Genomic DNA, 17,320 nt, shown 5'->3' on the forward strand with positions numbered 1-17,320 from the left:
AAGTGAGATTCCTAATAAAAAGAGGGAAAGGAAAAAGGAGTCGGGGCGCGACTTGAAGAGGTGAAGCAAATAGAAGACAGGACTAGATAGAAGCGAACCTAAGCGACATCATCGTAGCTAGGACACATAGAGACCGTATTACGACCAGACGATTTAGATTCGTAAAGCGCAACATCGGCACACTTGTATGAGCGAGTACTGTTACTTGTTAAATCAGTAAAGCCAACACTCACCGTTACCTTAGTTCCGGCTGCCAGTTCAATCTCAATTCGCAAGCGATCCAATACGCGCTTTGCTTCTGGCAGTGAGGTGTGTGGCATCAAGAGTGCAAACTCTTCTCCTCCAACACGTGCAACAAAGTCCGTCCCACGAAGGCTATCTTGCAGAAGTTTAGCAACACCAGCGATCACACGGTCACCTTCGTCGTGGCCAAGCTCATCATTGATTCGCTTGAAGTTATCGATGTCCACCAAGGCTAAGCAGGTGGTCGCTTCGATCGGGTAACGCTCAACTAAGCGAGAATAGTAGGCCAGCTGCTCTTCGAATTTTCGTCGGTTCCAGAGATTACTCAAAGAGTCACGTTCACTTAAAATCCTCAAACGTACCTCAAGCTCCTTCCTTACGGAAATATCAACCAACGAGGTGATGTAGTAACTGACTTTGCCTGAATTGTTTTTGACCGCATGCACTCGCATGATCGCAGTAAAAGGAATACGCAGCTTGTTCTTACACTGAACCTCCCCTTCCCATACTTCTTCTTGCTCTAAATGACTCCAAATAGCCGAGCTTGAGAGCACTTGGTCGGTATTCTCAAGCAACAACTGCAGGGCATTCTGACCGATAACTTGTTTTTTGCAGTACCCAGTCATGTTCTCAAATTCGTTATTGATCATCATTGTGCGGTGCTGCTTGTCAGAGATCATCACTGCCGACATACCATTCAATGCGGCTCGTGCCAATTTACTCTCTAGGCTTCGGCGTCGGCAGTGCGTCACCAGGTAAGCAAACGGGAAAGCGAATATCAGCACCGTAATCAGAACAATGATCTCTTCATGGGCCAAATCATCTAGATCACGCTCAGCCCGATCCATCAGTTGCTTTTGATTAAGTTGAATCAGTAAATGGACCTTTTGACTGTTCGCGAGCATAACCGTGTTAAAGGCAAACAAATTACCATCTTCAAAAACGTATCCCACCTGATCATTGGAGATCGCATCCCACGTCTTCGGCGCGATATTTTTCAGGTTATAGCCTTTTCTTTCAGGAATAGAGTCTCCGAACAACTTACCGCTGTTGTTACTCGCGATGAAGTAACCCGCGTCATTGAGAACTTCTGCTCTAAGATCGTTATCTGGTGAAAAGCTCAGACGCGACGATAAGCCCCATACATCAAGATTGATGACGAGGTAGCCTACTCTTTCGTCAGGGGTTTCTACTGGGGTAAAGACACGGATTACCGGCGAATAAGGGAAGGTGACTTCACCATGCTCAGTTTCAAGCTCAATACCCCAACCGCCAATCTGTTCGGCTTCTAGTTTTTGAGCGTCTTGGAAGTAGTTAGAATCCGACCTATCTTGCAGCTGTTGAGGAAACGTCACTCTACCGGTATCAGAGGAATAGTTAACACGCACCAATTCTTTGCCAGTGACATCTAACAGATGGATTTGTGTATACCACTTCTGGTTCACGAGAACAGATTGCCAGACCTCTTCAAGTAGATGTTTGGTTTGGTCTGAGGGAGAGGAAGCAAAGTTAACCAAGCTCTGGCTATGACTGAGTAGCTCCATGACCGAGACTAACTGAGTCTTGAGAAGATCATAATCTCGCTTGGCATACACTAACTGATGAACGGCTTGCTTAGCTGAGTAGTCAAAGCTCTGCTGTTTTACTTCTTTGTAGCGCTGCAAATAACACAGACATACTGCAGAAGACAATATGATAGAGATAATCAGCAATGTAATTATTGATTTTTTATTTCGCATTGCTAACTCAGATGAATGGAAGTGCAGCGCGGGATTATAGCACTCTAAAAAATTAACAAAATAAAAGCCGCTTAAAAAAGCGGCTTTAAATTTATTTTTTAAAGACTTATCGTCTAGGCTTTCAACGCACGTTCGCCTCGTGCGATGCCAACAACACCACTTCGAGCTACTTCAAGCACTTCCGTCACTTCAGACAGCGCCTGAATGAAGGCATCCAGTTTCTCGCTAGTACCCGCCATTTGAACCGTATATTGAGAAGCCGTAACATCAACGATCTGACCACGGAAGATATCCGCTGTGCGCTTCACTTCCGCACGAGCAAAGCCGCTCGCACGTACTTTTACCATCAACAGCTCACGTTCAATGTGTTCAAGTTCAGACACTTCTTGTACTTTAAGTACGTCGATTAGCTTATGCAGTTGTTTCTGAATCTGCTCAAGCTGCATTTCGCTCGAGTTAGTAGTGACGTTCAAACGAGACAGCGTCGGATCATCGGTTGGAGATACGTTCAAAGACTCGATGTTGTAGCCACGCTGAGAAAACAAGCCAACCACACGAGAAAGCGCACCAGGTTGGTTTTCCATTAGTAGTGAAATAATGTGTCTCATATTATGTTCTCTCCGTTTTGCTTAGCCACATGTTATCCATACCCTCGCCTTTGATCTGCATTGGGTATACGTGCTCGGTGTCATCCACACTAATATCGACAAATACCAAACGGTCTTTCATCGCCAGTGCTTTTTCCAAACCTGATTCCAATTCATCCGGAGATGAAATGCGCATACCAACGTGGCCATAAGCCTCAGCGATAGCAGCAAAATCAGGAACAGAGTCCATATATGAGTTAGAGTAACGGCCTTGATAAACAATGTCTTGCCACTGTTTTACCATGCCTAGGAAACGGTTGTTAAGGTTAATAATCTTAACGGGAATATTGTATTGCAGCGCAGTCGACAGCTCTTGGATATTCATTTGAATGCTGCCGTCACCGGTTACCACAACCACTTCTTCATCTGGTTTAGCAAACTTAACGCCCATACCAGCAGGCAGGCCAAAGCCCATAGTGCCTAGACCACCAGAGTTAATCCAACGACGTGGCTTGTTAAACGGGTAGTACAAAGCAGCAAACATTTGGTGTTGACCTACATCAGAAGCAACATAAGCATCGCCATTGGTTACTTTATGCAATGTTTCAATAACTTGTTGAGGTTTAATGCGCTCAGACGATTTCTCGTAAGCTAGGCAGTCACGCTCTTGCCACTGCTTAATTTCACTCCACCAGCTTTCAATCGCTTCTGCATCGTTAATGCCGCCTTGCTCAACGAGCAAGTTCACCATGCTCTCTAGAACCTTTTCAGCAGAACCTACAATCGGTAGATCCACTTTTACGTTCTTAGAGATCGAAGATGGGTCGATATCAATGTGCATGATCTTCGCATCAGGGCAGTACTTATCTAGGTTATTAGTCGTTCGATCATCGAAACGTACGCCAATACCAAAGATCAAATCCGCATTGTGCATCGCCATATTGGCTTCATATAAACCATGCATGCCTAACATACCCAAAGAGTTCTTATGGGTGCCAGGGAAAGCGCCAAGCCCCATTAGGGTGCTTACCACAGGTAAATTCAGTGCCTCTGCTAATTTTAACAGCGGCTTATCTGCCTCAGAAATAACCGCACCACCACCGACATAAAGTACCGGCTTCTTCGCTTCAAGAAGGGCTTTTAGCGCCTTTTTGATCTGACCTTTATGACCCGTAACCGTTGGGTTATACGAACGCATTTTGAGCGTTTCTGGGTATTCATAAGGGAGCTTGATTTGTGGGTTTAAGATGTCTTTCGGCAGATCAATAACCACAGGACCGGGACGCCCTGTCGTTGAAATATAGAATGCTTTTTTAACGACTTCAGGGATATCTTCCGCTTTCTTAACTAAGAAGCTGTGTTTAACGATCGGGCGTGATACACCCACGATGTCACACTCTTGGAAGGCGTCATTACCAATGAGGTTATTTGGTACGTTACCAGAAATAACAATCATTGGGATTGAGTCCATGTAGGCTGTTGCAATGCCAGTAACGGTATTGGTCGCACCTGGACCAGAACACACAAGTACTACGCCCGGTTTGCCGGTAGAACGAGTATAGCCATCAGCCATGTGGGTAGCGGCTTGTTCATGTCGTACTAATACGTGTTTAATTTCAGCAGTTTTAGCATGCAGCGCATCGTAGATATCAAGTACAGAACCACCTGGGTAACCAAAGATTTGTTCTACACCCTCTTCAATTAGAGACTGCACCACCATCTCAGCGCCGGATAACATTTCAGCGCCGGATGACATGGCTGTTTCAGGTTTTGTTGTCATATTGCTCTCCTCACCAGTTTCCAATCATATTTGGTGAACATGTTGGGCTGGTTTTTCATAGTCTAGGGCTTATTCGTAGCCTAATTCGAAATACTTCCACTTTTTCGGCTATGGCTGTCTGTCGTGATAACAACAAACAGTAATACGAAACAACTTTAACGCTTTATTATCATCTGGTCTAACACCTGTTATTCGGCAACTGTGCCAAAAAACCAACTATTAGCTTAAAGCATCAAATAAAACCCAAACCAAGATTAATAACTAGATATTAAAACTAAAAAGAGAACGAAAAAAAGCACTTAATATTTTAATAGATCGCTATTTATCGATAAACCGCGAGCTTGCTGGTGTGCGCTTTCGCACATTGTGCTGTGTCATTAGATACAAAAAATCCCCCTAAAAATACAATCACATTCGTAGGGGGATTTTTAAACAACTGAAAATTTATCTAAGCAGAAAACTACTTATCTTTAGGCTTTTCGTTGTACATTTCTTCGATTTCGTCTTGATACTTATCGTTGATAACTTTACGACGCAATTTTTGAGTTGGTGTCAGTTCACCATCATCCATAGAAAATGCTTTTGGTAGCAGTTTGAATTTCTTCACTTGCTCAAACTTAGCCAGTTCTTGCTGTAGGTCATTCACACGCTTTTCTAGCATCTCGACGATTTGGTGGTGCTTAACAAGTTCAACGCGATCGTGATACTTGATATTAAGCTCTTTGGCGTACTCTTCTAGCGAGTCATAACAAGGAACAATCAGCGCAGAAACGAATTTGCGTGTATCAGCGATAACAGCAATCTGTTCGATAAAGTGATCTTTACCAATCGCACCTTCAACCACTTGCGGGGCAATATACTTACCACCAGAAGTTTTCATCAGCTCTTTGATACGATCAGTAATGAACAGGTTACCATTTTCATCAAAATGACCCGCATCACCGGTTTTCAAGAAACCGTGCTCATCGAATGTCTTAGCTGTCTCTTCTGGCATCTTGTAGTAGCCACGCATCACCATTGGACCGCGAACAAGAATCTCGTCCTTAGCACCAATCTTAACTTCTGCGCCCGGCATCGACATACCGATAGAATCAGGGTTAAAGCAGCGGTCATCCCAGCAAGACACCGTTGCTGTGGTTTCTGTCATGCCGTAGCCAAGTTTTACGTTGATACCGATAGCATGGAAGAAGCGACCGATGGTTTCATCTAACTTAGCTCCACCACAAGGCATGAAGTTGATGTTACCGCCGAGTAGAGCGCGCAGTTTAGATAGCACAAGCTTATCAGCTAGCGCATGGCTCTTCTTCAGCATCAACGATGGAGTACGACCTTCTTGGTGACAAACTGAAAGCTTTGCTCCCATGTTCACCGCCCAAGTAAATAGCACTTTACGAATAAATGGTGCTTTAGATACCTTCTCGTGAATCGCAGAGAAGATCTTCTCGTAGAAGCGTGGAACCGCACACATTACAGTAGGTTTCACATCACTTAGCGCATCACGCACTTGCATCGTATCTTGCAGGTAGCAGTTGGTTGCGCCTTTATAAAGAACGTAGAACGTCCAAGCACGCTCAAATACGTGTGATAACGGTAGGAAACACAATGAGACATCGTCTTTGCTCAGGCTAAGGCGCTCATCGTGGCCTTCTAACTGGTAGCCAATGTTGGTGTAATCAAGCATTACGCCTTTTGGCTGACCTGTGGTACCAGAGGTATAGATAAGAGTCAGCAGGTCGTCCATGCTTGCATCAGCAAGACGCACGTCAAGTTCAGCTTGTTGTGCTTCAACGCCACGCGCCATGAAGTCATTCCAAGATACGGCAAAGCTGTGTCCTTGCAGGTCGATGTCATCAGACATAGCCACAACAACTTCTAGCTGCTCGCACTCTTCAAACAGGCTAACCGCCGCATCGAATTGAACTTGCTCACCAACGAATAAGATCTTCACATCTGCATTTTGGATGATGTAAGAAGACTGTGCTGCTGTATTCGTTGGATAAATCGGCACAGTCACAAGGCGTGCTTGTAACGATGCAAAATCTGCCACGGTCCATTGAGGCATATTGTTCGAATAGATACCGATCTTATCCTGAACTCTCAGTCCTTGAGCCAACAGTGCTAATGAAAGCGTATCGATTTGTTGTCCAAACTGCTGCCAGCTAATACCTTGCCATACATTATCTACTTTGTGCTTCAAAGCTGTACGGTTGCCGCCTTGGGCAATTTGGTCACGAAGTCTTTTTACGATATGAAAATCTAAATTGGCCATCTCTTTACCTTTGGCTTACACCTGTAAGCTTTTTTGAGCGCACAAGTGTACCTCTGATCATGGAAAAGGCAACTGATGAAGCTCAAAGTTATAAGTAATAGTACGTATCACGCTAAGTTTTCTATCAACAAAAATAGCAGGTACAAAAAAGCCCCAAGCCAGACTCCCAGCTTAGGGCTTATAAATCATAGAGTTTAGTGCTTAGTTAAGCGCCACTACTTCGCCACAGATCATCATTAACTGATCTCGTAACCAAATGTGTCCTTTATCCTTTTCACTTGATTCGTGCCAGCTTAGGAAGCCAGAAATCGCCGAATTATCGAATGGGAAATCTAGAATCTGAAGCTGCTCTTTGTTTGCTGCATGTTCTACCATCCAACGAGGAGCAATTGTTACTAGTTCAGACTGGCCTACAACGTAAAGAACGTTGCTCAAGCTCGTACCTTCGTAGAAAGGCATGCAGTCTAGGTCACGGTAAGCTTGCTCAGAGAAGCTACGTTGACCGTGAATGCGAGACAATTTCGCGTGCTTTTCGTTAAGCAGCTCTGCCGCTGTTACTTCACCGTTAATGCGTGGGTGAGAAGCAGAAGCGACAACAACCAACTCATCTTGGAAGATTTCAGTGCTTGAGAAACCTTGCTCATCAAAGCGAGCGTAATCGATCACGAAGTCGATTTCTTGGTAGCGCATACGCTCAGAAAGCTGACGATCGAACTCAGCGTCCATGTGCAGTTTAACGCTTGGTGCTTGCTCGTTAATTGTCGACATAATCTTAGGTGCAAAACGCATGTCACAAGGGCTGCAAATCGCAAGTTTGAACAGGCGAGAAGACGACTCTGGAGAGAACACAGAACTTGGTAGTTCGTTGCGTACTAACTGTAGCGCTTGGCGGATAGGACCAAACAACTGACGAGCACGTTGAGTCGGTTGAATACCACGACCTTGACGCATGAATAGTTCGTCGTTAAACATCACTTTTAGACGAGCAACAGCGTTACTTACAGCAGGCTGAGACATACCCAGATTGTGAGCTGCACGTGTAATGTTTTGCTCTTGCATAACTGCATCAAATACAGTCAAAAGATTTAAGTCGACTCCACGAAGTGTGCTTTCCATTCTGTAGCTTGCAATAGCACTCATTGCGTCTTTCTTATCTAACATTCAAGTTGCCTCTTGTCGGTTCGACAGCGTTAAATTGGTAATGGTATGAGAATAGATAACCACTAATTCTTATATTTATCAGACCGATGTTTTTCGGATTGACATTACTATTAACCAATGCATCTCGAGCTACCAACAAGATTGATAAAGAATAATTTTATTTTACCTTAATTATTAAATAACATCTAAAAATCAATTATTTATAGAGTTATAAAAAAACATAAAATGCGTCACTTATGAGTTTAATTTCGACTTATTTAGCTGTTCTATCGTTTGGTTACATTTGTTACAATTTATTGAACTCGTGAATTGTTCAACCGGTCAATTCAGAAATAGCACTTATGAGTTAGGTGAGCGATGCATAACTTGGAAAGTCGACCTTGTCCCAAAGTTGCTTTCTTAAATCATCTTGATTAGACCAATTCCCTGCTAATACCCACTCAACGAGTGCACTTGCCACGTCTGGATAGGTGACCACTTCGGCCTGTTTTTCACTGAGCCAAGCGCGCAAGATAGCCGCATCTAAAAACGTCATGGTTTGAGCTAACCCAAGGGCCTCTAGCGTCGCCACATTGCTCTGTTGTTCGAACTGTCCTTCGAGTGGTTTGAGAAGCAATTTCTTCCCCAAAGTTAGGGCTTCAGATGGCAATTCAAAGCCGCCATTTGCGACCACACCAGAGCACTGATTGAGGTCGAATTGAAAGCCCGCATGACTCAGTGGTTTGAACTCAATATTTTCAACTCGGCTATGCTCAATCACATCCGGGTGGTAACAGACAAAGTTTTGCGAAATGAACTTCATCAGCAGCTCTGAGATCGACTCAAGATCCTCAAATGGCAAATAGACCAACGTAAAGTCTTGTGCTGTTTTGGTTTGTTGCTCACCAACCAGCGTGTGAACGATAGGCGGCAAAATCGGCTGTTCAAAGTGATACCAGTGCAAGCCAATAGAGTGCTCGGTTGGGGCGAAATGTTGAATCACTGAATGTTCAATCCAGTTGCCCCCTTCTTTGGGTACATCATAACGAAACGCATTCTGGTGGCTTATCCCAATGCATGGCACACCTTGTCTCTTAGCCGCCCATGCAGTGACAGGCTCAAAATCATTAATCACTAAGTCATAAGGCGTAAGATCGATCTGGTTAATCTCACGGAGAAATCGCCAGATGTTGTTCTTCATGAATGTTTTGCCGTATTTAACCTGCCCCTGCTCGCTGTAAAAAGTTAAGCCGCTGCGGGTCTGATAGTTGCCAAACGCTTCCATCGAAAAGTATTTGCTCTCATCTCGCCCAGAGAACAGAAAATCGACATCAATATTTTGCTGACGAAAAGCGACGGCCATTGCTCTCGCTCGAGCGATGTGCCCATTTCCTGTGCCTTGTACGCCATATAAAATTTTCATGCATGTTCCTTTAAATTTACCACTTAAGCTCGGCAGTGGTTGCCAACAAAATAATTACAGGATGAAGCTGATAGCTAGGCTGGTACAAGCGATGCCCAAGGCTGCGCCAATCAGTACGTCCGTTAAAAAGTGCACACCGAGCAGGATTCGAGAGCCTGCAATCGCAGTTGCCCACACCAAGCTAAAGAGGTACAAGCTCGGATAGAAATGTCCAATTAAGGTCGCCATAACAAAAGCAGCAGCGGAATGCCCTGAAGGCAGACTGTATTTATCGGATGGCACAATATGAGAGTGAAGTAGTGAAGAGAATTCAGCTGGTCGACGGCGCTTGAGGGTATTTTTAGCAAACCAGTAAATAGGCAGTTCGATTGCGAAGGCGGTTAAGCCCACCAAAAGAAAGTCTCGACCGGTGTTGCTATCGACCAGCAGTGCAATCAAGGCAATCAAAACATAAAGGTGTCCATCTCCAGTATGAGACACCGCTTTACTGAGCGTTGCATGTTGCCCGCCATAGCGGTTGTTTAAACAGAAAACAGAAAATGCCACATCCCAGCGGACAATAGGTTCGATAGTACGCATACGATCTCCTTAACAATCCTTATTCAGTTAAGGCTCAAGTTATGCCCAACAAATGACAGTTAAGTGACGTTTTGAATGAACTAAAATGAAATTTCCCATGCTTGATAGACAGGTCAATGGATCAAGTCAGGATGGCGATAGATGCAACCGATAAAAATAAAGCGACCCAAGGCCGCTTTATTCTTCTATGTTTTTACTTCTTAGTATAAGTAAGCAAACGCTACTTCTATCGTGTTAATGGTTATAGCGTTCGCTAATGATACTAGAGCTCGCTAATAATAGTAGAGCTCGCAAATAATTAAGCGCTAAAGGCTATAGGGCTAATGGCTCGTGCTTTTTCACCAAACCGAAATCCGCCAATATCGCGTAGGCCGCTGGGATCATAAACAATACTAATAAGGTCGAGGCAAATATGCCGAATACGATCGAAATAACCAGTGGCTGGATAACCTGAGCCTGTAAGCTGGTTTCCGTCAACAGCGGTAGCAAACCTGCCGCAGTCGTCATTGAGGTCAAGAATACCGCTCGGAAACGCTCGCGACTGGCTTTCACCACCGAGTCATGCACGCTATCTCCCTCATCGACATGGTGACGAATGTACTGCACCAACAAGATGGAATCATTAACCACAATTCCGGCAAGCGACACAAAGCCCATCATGCTTGGCATACTCAAAGAATGGCCAAGTATCCAGTGACCAACGACCACCCCAATAAAAGCGAGTGGAATCGCTAACATCACGACCACAGGCTCTAAATAGCTTCTGAACTGATAGCTAAGAATCGCAAACACGCCGAATAAGCCGAGCAAGAATCCTTTGCCCATCGAAGCGCCAGTCTTGGCTGCATCCTTGGCCTCCCCTTCGAAATCAAAGCGTAAACCCGGGTACTTCTGAATAAGTTTGGCGGCTTCATCTTTTTGGAACTGAGCCAAAATCGCGGATGAACTCGCTTTCTTATTATCAATATCACCAAAAATACTGATGGTTCTCAGCCCATCAATACGCTGAATTCGCACGTAGTTACGCTGGAAATCTAATGTCGCCAACGTTGCTAGCGGGATCTGACTGCCATCTGCGGTAATGATTGGGAAGTTAGCTAGCTGCTGTATGTCGCCCGCTTGCTCCTTATCAAGACGCACTTCAATCGAGATATTTTCAACGCCGATTTGAATCTCATCCGCCGTTTGCCCAAAGAAAGCCGCTCGTAACTGAGACGCAATCATCTGCCCATTCACATTGTAGGTTTCGGCTCCAGGGCGCAGCTTAACCAAAATCTCTTCTTTACCCATGCGCATATCATCAAGCACGCCGTGCACCCCATCGAACTGATTAAGGTACTCCTGAATATCCAAAGAAGCGGATTTCAATGCGCTCAGGTCATCGTGTTTGGCGCGGATTTCAATAGCACGACCGCCCGGCCCCATAGTCGGTTGCTTGAACACCAATGAAATAGGATCCGCTAAATCGCCAATATCCTCTCGCCACGCATCAATGAAATCATCGATAACCGTATTACGACTCTCTGCTCCGCGTAAATCTAAGCGCACTGTGGCTAAGTGCGGGCCGGATTCATTGGCATCGGCGTTAGCATTGAATTGGCTAGTTATGTGCTCGACCAGTGTATTGCCTTCTTCAACCTCTTCGCTCCATTGCTTGTTCAAACGCTCAGCAGACGCGACAATTTTGTCGACCACTTTCTCGGTTTGAGACAGTGATGCGCCCGGCGGAAGAATGATACGCGCCTCGGCAATATCACCATCCAGCTCTGGGAAAGGTTGAAACTTAACAACACCACCAGCAATCAAGGCGACTGAAAGTAACAACAACGTAATCACTCCGCCCATAAAGGCATAACGGAAGGTCACGACTTTCTCAACCATGTTCATCAAAGTGGTATTACGGAAGTTCTCAAACTTCTCAAGCAACACCACTTTAAAGCGCAGCGCTGGCTTATCATTTTTTTCTTTATGTAATGAATGAGATAAGTGATTAGGTAGAATCAGGAAGGCTTCAATCAAGCTCAACGACAGCACCAAAATCAATACTTGAGGAACGGCCTTAAGCACCGCACCCATCTCGCCATCAAGAAACAGTAAGCTACCGAAAATACACACCGTGGTTAAGAAAGAAGACAGTACTCCAGGAAGCACTTTCTTAACGCCGTTGTACACCGCATCGTCAACGTTTTGCCCCCGATCTAAATGGGAGGCTATCGATTCGGCGATCACGATGGCGTCATCCATCATAATACCGATTGCCATCAACAACCCGACCAGCGACATAATGTTAATCGACAAACCAAGGTTGGCCATTAAGAACAAGCCACCAAGGAAGGCAACTGGCAACCCTGCCGCCACCCAAAATGAATAACGTAAGCTGAAGAACAGCCACATAGTTGCGAACACCAGCACAATACCTTGCCAGCCGTTGCGTACCATCATGGTTAAACGATCCCAAAGCACAGACGAGAGATCATTGGTCATTTGCAATGTCACACCATCAGGGGCAATCGCGCTTTGATCTTCAACGAATCGGGTCACGTTCTCTTTGATTCGCAGCGCATCATCTTCTTTGTTTTTGCTGATCTTCAATAGCGCAGAAGGCTTACCATCAAACAGTACCTTCTGTTCATCAAGCTCAAAGCGGTCGGTTATTTTGGCTATGTCCCTTAAGCGAATCACCGAACCATTAGGCGCAGATCCAACCACGATGCTTTCCAGTTCAACAGGCGTAATTCGTCTCTCGTCGAAACGAATCAGAAAGTTTTTGTCTGGTGTTTCAACGTTACCACTCGGCAGTTTTACATTTTGACGGCCAATCTGATCCGCAATATCACCGACGCTCAACCCCAGCTGACGAATGGCTTGCGTATCCAGTTCCACTCGATATTGATGATCAGAGAAGCCGCTGACCTCGACCAAAGAGACATCGTAATCAAGCTTCATGGTACGTTTGAGGTCTTCGGCGTAAGCTTTGAGTTCAGGCCACGACGTTTCGGCTGTTATAGCGATATCGACAACCGGTTCATTCCAATCCAGCTCTTGAACAACAGGCGATTCAATCTCAGTCGGGAAATCATTGATCGAGTTGATCTGGGTTTGCACATCCACCAGCATTCGGCCGATGTCCGCTTTTTCATTTAACTTTAGAATTAAACGAGCGCTGCCTTCGATCGCTTCACACTGAGTTTCTTCAATGTTGGCTAAGCCGTCTACTGCATCTTCCATTCGCACACACAAGCTCTCTTCCACTTCTTGTGGAGAGGCGCCGGGATAAACAATCGCAGCCATAATGTAAGGCGGATCGTAAGCGGGGAAGGTTTCACGTTTGATGGTTGATAGTGAGCTTATACCCAAGATCAACAACCCAAGCATCAACAAGTTTGCTGCTGTTGGGTGCCGAGAGAAAAACTTGATCATGACGCACTCTCCTGAGTATCTGATTCAAGCTCAGCCTCTTCAGAGTTGGACTCTCTCAGTAACATGCCTTCTATTGCTGGCAGGACATCATTGAGAACCAGTTTATCTCCAGTTTGTAGCTCTCCACTCACAACCACTTGATTGTCTCTGCGATAAAGCACTTCAACATTGACCACTTGCAAACGCTGGTTGTCATCCATCAGGTAAACCTTATCACCATGCAGTGCTCGCTCTGGAACCACCCAACTTAGATTGGCGACACCCTCAATCTCAGCTTTGACAAACATACCGTTAACCAAAGGCGTCGCGCTGTCTGGTTGCAATTGTGAGTAATCTTGAGCGATCTCGAGAATAATCCCCGCCGTCGCTTGGTTTTCATCAACTGTTTCGCTGATTCTTGCCACCTTCGCTGGCCAACTGAGGTTCAGGTTGCCGCTGTTAAGTTGAATGCTTGCTTTGATTGGCGCTTCATAAGGATTAGGGATTCCTGCAGCATCGCGAGGAAATTGGTTAAAGCTGGAGGCTAAAGTTTGCATATCGTGAATAGAAAGTTGCGCCTCTACTTCCATGACATTAATCCCGTGAGCAATAAACATCTCCTGCTGAAGGTTTACTACTTGATTTTGTTCGATATCAACCTGAGCAATTCGCATCGCTCTTGGCAAAGTGATCGTGGTCTTATCGAGAGAGCGCTGCGCCTCTTTTACCTTAGACACGTTGACCTTAATCACCGCTTCCGCAACACGCTTTTCATCTGGCATCAACGCGATTTGGTTCGCGATATCTAATACCAACTTCTGCTGAGACAATGCGCTTTGTTGTTGCAGGTCGACATCCGATTGAGAGGTGAGCCCTTTCTTACGCAGATCCTGTTTACGTTGTAGCTCTTTATTGCTGATCACCAAACGATTCTTTTCGATCTTAAGAGTCTGATTAAGGTTGTCTTCTTCTTGATTCAATTTCGCTAATGAGGTTTGGCTTGATTTTAGATCCGCCTCTGCTTGTATCAGTTTCAATTCGTAATCCAATGGATCAACCTTGAGCACGACCGTTCCTGCAGGGATCACCTGGCCTTTTTCAAGATCTGGATGTCGATACACGATCTGTCCTGTCACCTCAGCGATCGCTTTCCATTCAACTTTAGGCACCACTTTGCCAAAGCCGACCGCTAACGGCGCTATCAGTTGTTGTTCTAGGCTCACAGTATCAACTAAGCGAGCCCTATCACCCGCAGGTTTGGTTGGAAGATCCGGCTTCAAGTTAATCGCGGCGACAAGGCCAATCACACCAACCGCAAGTGCTGGAAAGAAGAGTAGTTTTTTATTTATTTTCATTATCTTTGGTCCTGCACGGAAGAAGGGCTCGGTGCGTTAATAAAGCCTTCAGTCATCAATTGAATGTTGTGTTCGATTAAACGATTAAGAAATTCTTCATTAATCTCAATCCCATGAATTGCCAATAAAGGCGGCGGAGCGATGAAAGGAAACACCATCAAGCTTACATACGAAATACGGCACAATTTTGGATCCATGTTCTGTTTTAAGATGCCTTGTTCAACCAACTTTTCAAAAATGACATCTTGGGCTGGCTTTGCAACATCGAGGAAAACCTTTTCGAGCAACTCTCTTTGCACTTCAGAGGGAGGCATATTCATCACTTGGGCTATCAAGCGAGGAAACTTCGGCACTTTGACCATCTCTTTGTAGTAAGTCCTCATTAAATCAAGAAAGTTCTCATGACTGCTTTCTTCAACCAACCTCTGCATCTGCAATTGCATCGGTCGTAGCGTTTCACGCAGCATCGCTTCAAACAGCCCGGCCTTACTACCAAAGTAATAGCGGATCATCGCTATATTCACACCCGCACGCTCAGCAATCAGGCGCGTCGAGACCTTGTCGTATGCTTGAACGACAAACAGATCACGAGCATGCTCAATCAATAACTGTCGAACATCTAAGTTTTTTTGAGGTCGCCCCGCTTTTCGTGCCGTCATGGCAAAAATCCATCTCTATAATTAATCATCTGATTAATTATAGAGATAAACAGGTGTAACAGTAGAAGATTAATTACTCACTATTTAATCAAGTGATTAATTAATTTGGTCACGCTTGTGATTTTTTTGGTGAATCGTTCCATCAAAAAGATTTACTACAAAGTTTTAACCTACACATAAGCCAAACGATAAACTAACCCCCCAATACAAAACCACCAATCAGATGATTTAGCCAATAACGCAACACAAAACAGCACAAACCAAACCAAAACGTCGCCAATGCACGCTGATATTGGATTTTCTTGTTTGACGCTCAGAATAAATTGCGGTAAATATGGTGTTAACAGTTTATTTACGGATATTTGTGTAATGATTTTTTCTTCTTCTCGACTGCTGAAACTTCTCCTTATCGTGAACCAATCGCGCGGGTAAGTTGTGGGTCAAGAACTACACAAATATTAAAACCCGCGCTGAGCGGGTTTTTTTGTAACTGGCACTTTTAAAAGAACATCATTCTTAATAATAATTTGGATAGCAATCGATTCATTATCGATATAAGGAAGCACCCATGAACGATCAAGTGATAATTTTTGACACGACCTTACGTGATGGCGAGCAAGCGTTGGCTGCAAGCTTAACGGTAAAAGAGAAATTACAGATCGCTTATGCACTTGAACGACTGGGTGTAGATGTTATTGAAGCGGGCTTTCCGGTGTCATCACCAGGCGACTTTGAGTCAGTACAAACCATCGCAAAAAATATTAAAGACAGCCGAATCTGTGCACTTTCTCGTGCTGTAGCGAAGGATATCGATGCCGCTGCAGAAGCGTTAAAAGTCGCTGAGCAGTTCCGTATTCACACCTTCATTTCTACATCAACGGTTCACGTGCAAGATAAATTACGCCGTAGCTACGACGATGTTGTCGATATGGCAGTAAAAGCGGTAAAGCATGCGCGCAACTACACAGACGATGTTGAGTTCTCTTGTGAAGATGCAGGTCGTACGCCTATCGATAACCTATGTCGTATGGTTGAAGCGGCAATCAACGCGGGCGCGAAAACCATCAACATTCCAGACACAGTGGGCTACACAGTACCTAACGAGTTTGGTGGCATTATCAAAACGCTATTTGATCGCGTTCCAAACATCGACCAAGCAATCATCTCTGTTCACTGTCACGATGACTTGGGTATGTCGGTTGCTAACTCAATTGCTGCGGTACAAGCCGGTGCTCGTCAAGTTGAAGGTACTATTAACGGTATCGGTGAGCGTGCGGGCAACTGTTCTTTAGAAGAAATCGCAATGATCATCAAAACTCGCCAAGAGTTACTAGGTGTTCATACTGGTTTGGATCATCAAGAGATTCACCGTACCAGTAAGTTGGTTAGCCAGCTTTGCCACATGCCAATTCAAGACAACAAAGCAATCGTCGGTGCTAACGCATTCAGCCACTCTTCAGGTATCCACCAAGACGGCATGCTTAAGAACAAGAACACTTACGAGATCATGACTCCTGAGTCTATTGGCTTGAAAAACAAAGCATTGAACCTAACCAGCCGCAGTGGTCGTGCAGCCGTTAAGAGCCACATGGACGCAATGGGCTACAAAGACAATGAGTACAACCTAGATTCATTGTACGAAGACTTTTTGAAACTGGCTGACCGTAAAGGCCAAGTATTCGATTACGACCTAGAAGCACTAATGCACTTCGCAAATCTACGTGACGAAGATGACTTCTATAAACTTAACTACCTAAGCGTACAATCTGGTAGTGTTATGTCTACCACCAGCATCAAGCTGCAATGTGGTGATGAAGAGAAATGCGAAGCGGCTGTCGGTAACGGCCCGGTTGATGCTTTATACCAATGTATCTACCGCTTAACGGGTTACGAAATTGCATTGGATAAATTCGACCTTACCGCGAAAGGTGAAGGCGAAGATGGCTTAGGCCAAGCTGATATTATTGCGAACTACAAAGGCCGCAAGTACCACGGTACAGGCGTTTCAACGGATATCGTTGAGGCCTCTGGTCAGGCGCTACTGCACGTTATTAATAGCATTCAACGCGCAGACACCATTGCTGAAATGAAACAGCAAAGAATCGCAACAGTTTAAACACCCAATAACAGAGCCCTAGAGCCGATGT

Annotated in this window: 11 protein-coding genes; 1 reads left to right on the top strand and 10 read right to left on the bottom strand. The window is 44.9% G+C overall.

The features are described 5' to 3' along the window. Positions 1 to 98: 98 nt before the first annotated feature. From AB6D06_RS09550 to AB6D06_RS09595, 10 genes are all read right to left on the bottom strand, one after another. Positions 99 to 1,982, bottom strand: coding sequence for a diguanylate cyclase (locus tag AB6D06_RS09550; protein ID WP_372110145.1), 1,884 nt, complete (start codon positions 1,980 to 1,982; stop codon positions 99 to 101). A gap of 113 nt (positions 1,983 to 2,095) precedes the next feature. Beyond that, positions 2,096 to 2,590, bottom strand: a complete 495-nt coding sequence (gene ilvN / locus AB6D06_RS09555) for an acetolactate synthase small subunit (protein WP_008219984.1) — start codon at positions 2,588 to 2,590, stop codon at positions 2,096 to 2,098. A 1-nt stretch (position 2,591) separates the two neighbouring features. Next, positions 2,592 to 4,349: an acetolactate synthase 3 large subunit gene (locus AB6D06_RS09560; RefSeq protein ID WP_372110146.1), complete on the bottom strand. Its 1,758-nt coding sequence runs from the start codon at positions 4,347 to 4,349 to the stop codon at positions 2,592 to 2,594. A gap of 460 nt (positions 4,350 to 4,809) precedes the next feature. Beyond that, positions 4,810 to 6,618 (bottom strand): long-chain fatty acid--CoA ligase, encoded by a 1,809-nt coding sequence (locus AB6D06_RS09565; protein ID WP_017066937.1) that lies wholly within the window; start codon positions 6,616 to 6,618, stop codon positions 4,810 to 4,812. 201 nt (positions 6,619 to 6,819) lie between these two features. Then, positions 6,820 to 7,779 (bottom strand): transcriptional regulator LeuO, encoded by a 960-nt coding sequence (gene leuO / locus AB6D06_RS09570; RefSeq protein ID WP_102428408.1) that lies wholly within the window; start codon positions 7,777 to 7,779, stop codon positions 6,820 to 6,822. Between the two features lie 346 nt (positions 7,780 to 8,125). Further along, positions 8,126 to 9,181: an MJ1255/VC2487 family glycosyltransferase gene (locus AB6D06_RS09575; RefSeq protein WP_017068817.1), complete on the bottom strand. Its 1,056-nt coding sequence runs from the start codon at positions 9,179 to 9,181 to the stop codon at positions 8,126 to 8,128. A gap of 54 nt (positions 9,182 to 9,235) precedes the next feature. Beyond that, the gene (locus AB6D06_RS09580) at positions 9,236 to 9,760 is read right to left on the bottom strand and encodes a phosphatase PAP2 family protein (protein ID WP_017062930.1); all 525 of its coding nucleotides are present in this window, start codon (positions 9,758 to 9,760) and stop codon (positions 9,236 to 9,238) included. A 312-nt stretch (positions 9,761 to 10,072) separates the two neighbouring features. Then, the gene (locus tag AB6D06_RS09585; RefSeq protein WP_102428409.1) at positions 10,073 to 13,180 is read right to left on the bottom strand and encodes an efflux RND transporter permease subunit; all 3,108 of its coding nucleotides are present in this window, start codon (positions 13,178 to 13,180) and stop codon (positions 10,073 to 10,075) included. Then, positions 13,177 to 14,514, bottom strand: coding sequence for an efflux RND transporter periplasmic adaptor subunit (locus AB6D06_RS09590; protein WP_050053092.1), 1,338 nt, complete (start codon positions 14,512 to 14,514; stop codon positions 13,177 to 13,179). The genes AB6D06_RS09585 and AB6D06_RS09590 overlap by 4 nt, the downstream gene beginning before the upstream one ends. Next, the gene (locus tag AB6D06_RS09595) at positions 14,514 to 15,173 is read right to left on the bottom strand and encodes a TetR/AcrR family transcriptional regulator (protein ID WP_372101346.1); all 660 of its coding nucleotides are present in this window, start codon (positions 15,171 to 15,173) and stop codon (positions 14,514 to 14,516) included. Before AB6D06_RS09595 ends, AB6D06_RS09590 begins: the two co-directional genes overlap by 1 nt. A 568-nt stretch (positions 15,174 to 15,741) precedes the next feature. Here AB6D06_RS09595 and leuA point away from each other — a divergent pair. Next, complete coding sequence (leuA, locus tag AB6D06_RS09600; protein WP_017066940.1) at positions 15,742 to 17,289, top strand: 2-isopropylmalate synthase; 1,548 nt, start codon at positions 15,742 to 15,744, stop codon at positions 17,287 to 17,289. Positions 17,290 to 17,320 lie beyond the last annotated feature (31 nt).

The organism is Vibrio sp. 10N.239.311.G01, assembly GCF_041465805.1.
GTDB lineage: Bacteria > Pseudomonadota > Gammaproteobacteria > Enterobacterales > Vibrionaceae > Vibrio > Vibrio crassostreae_C.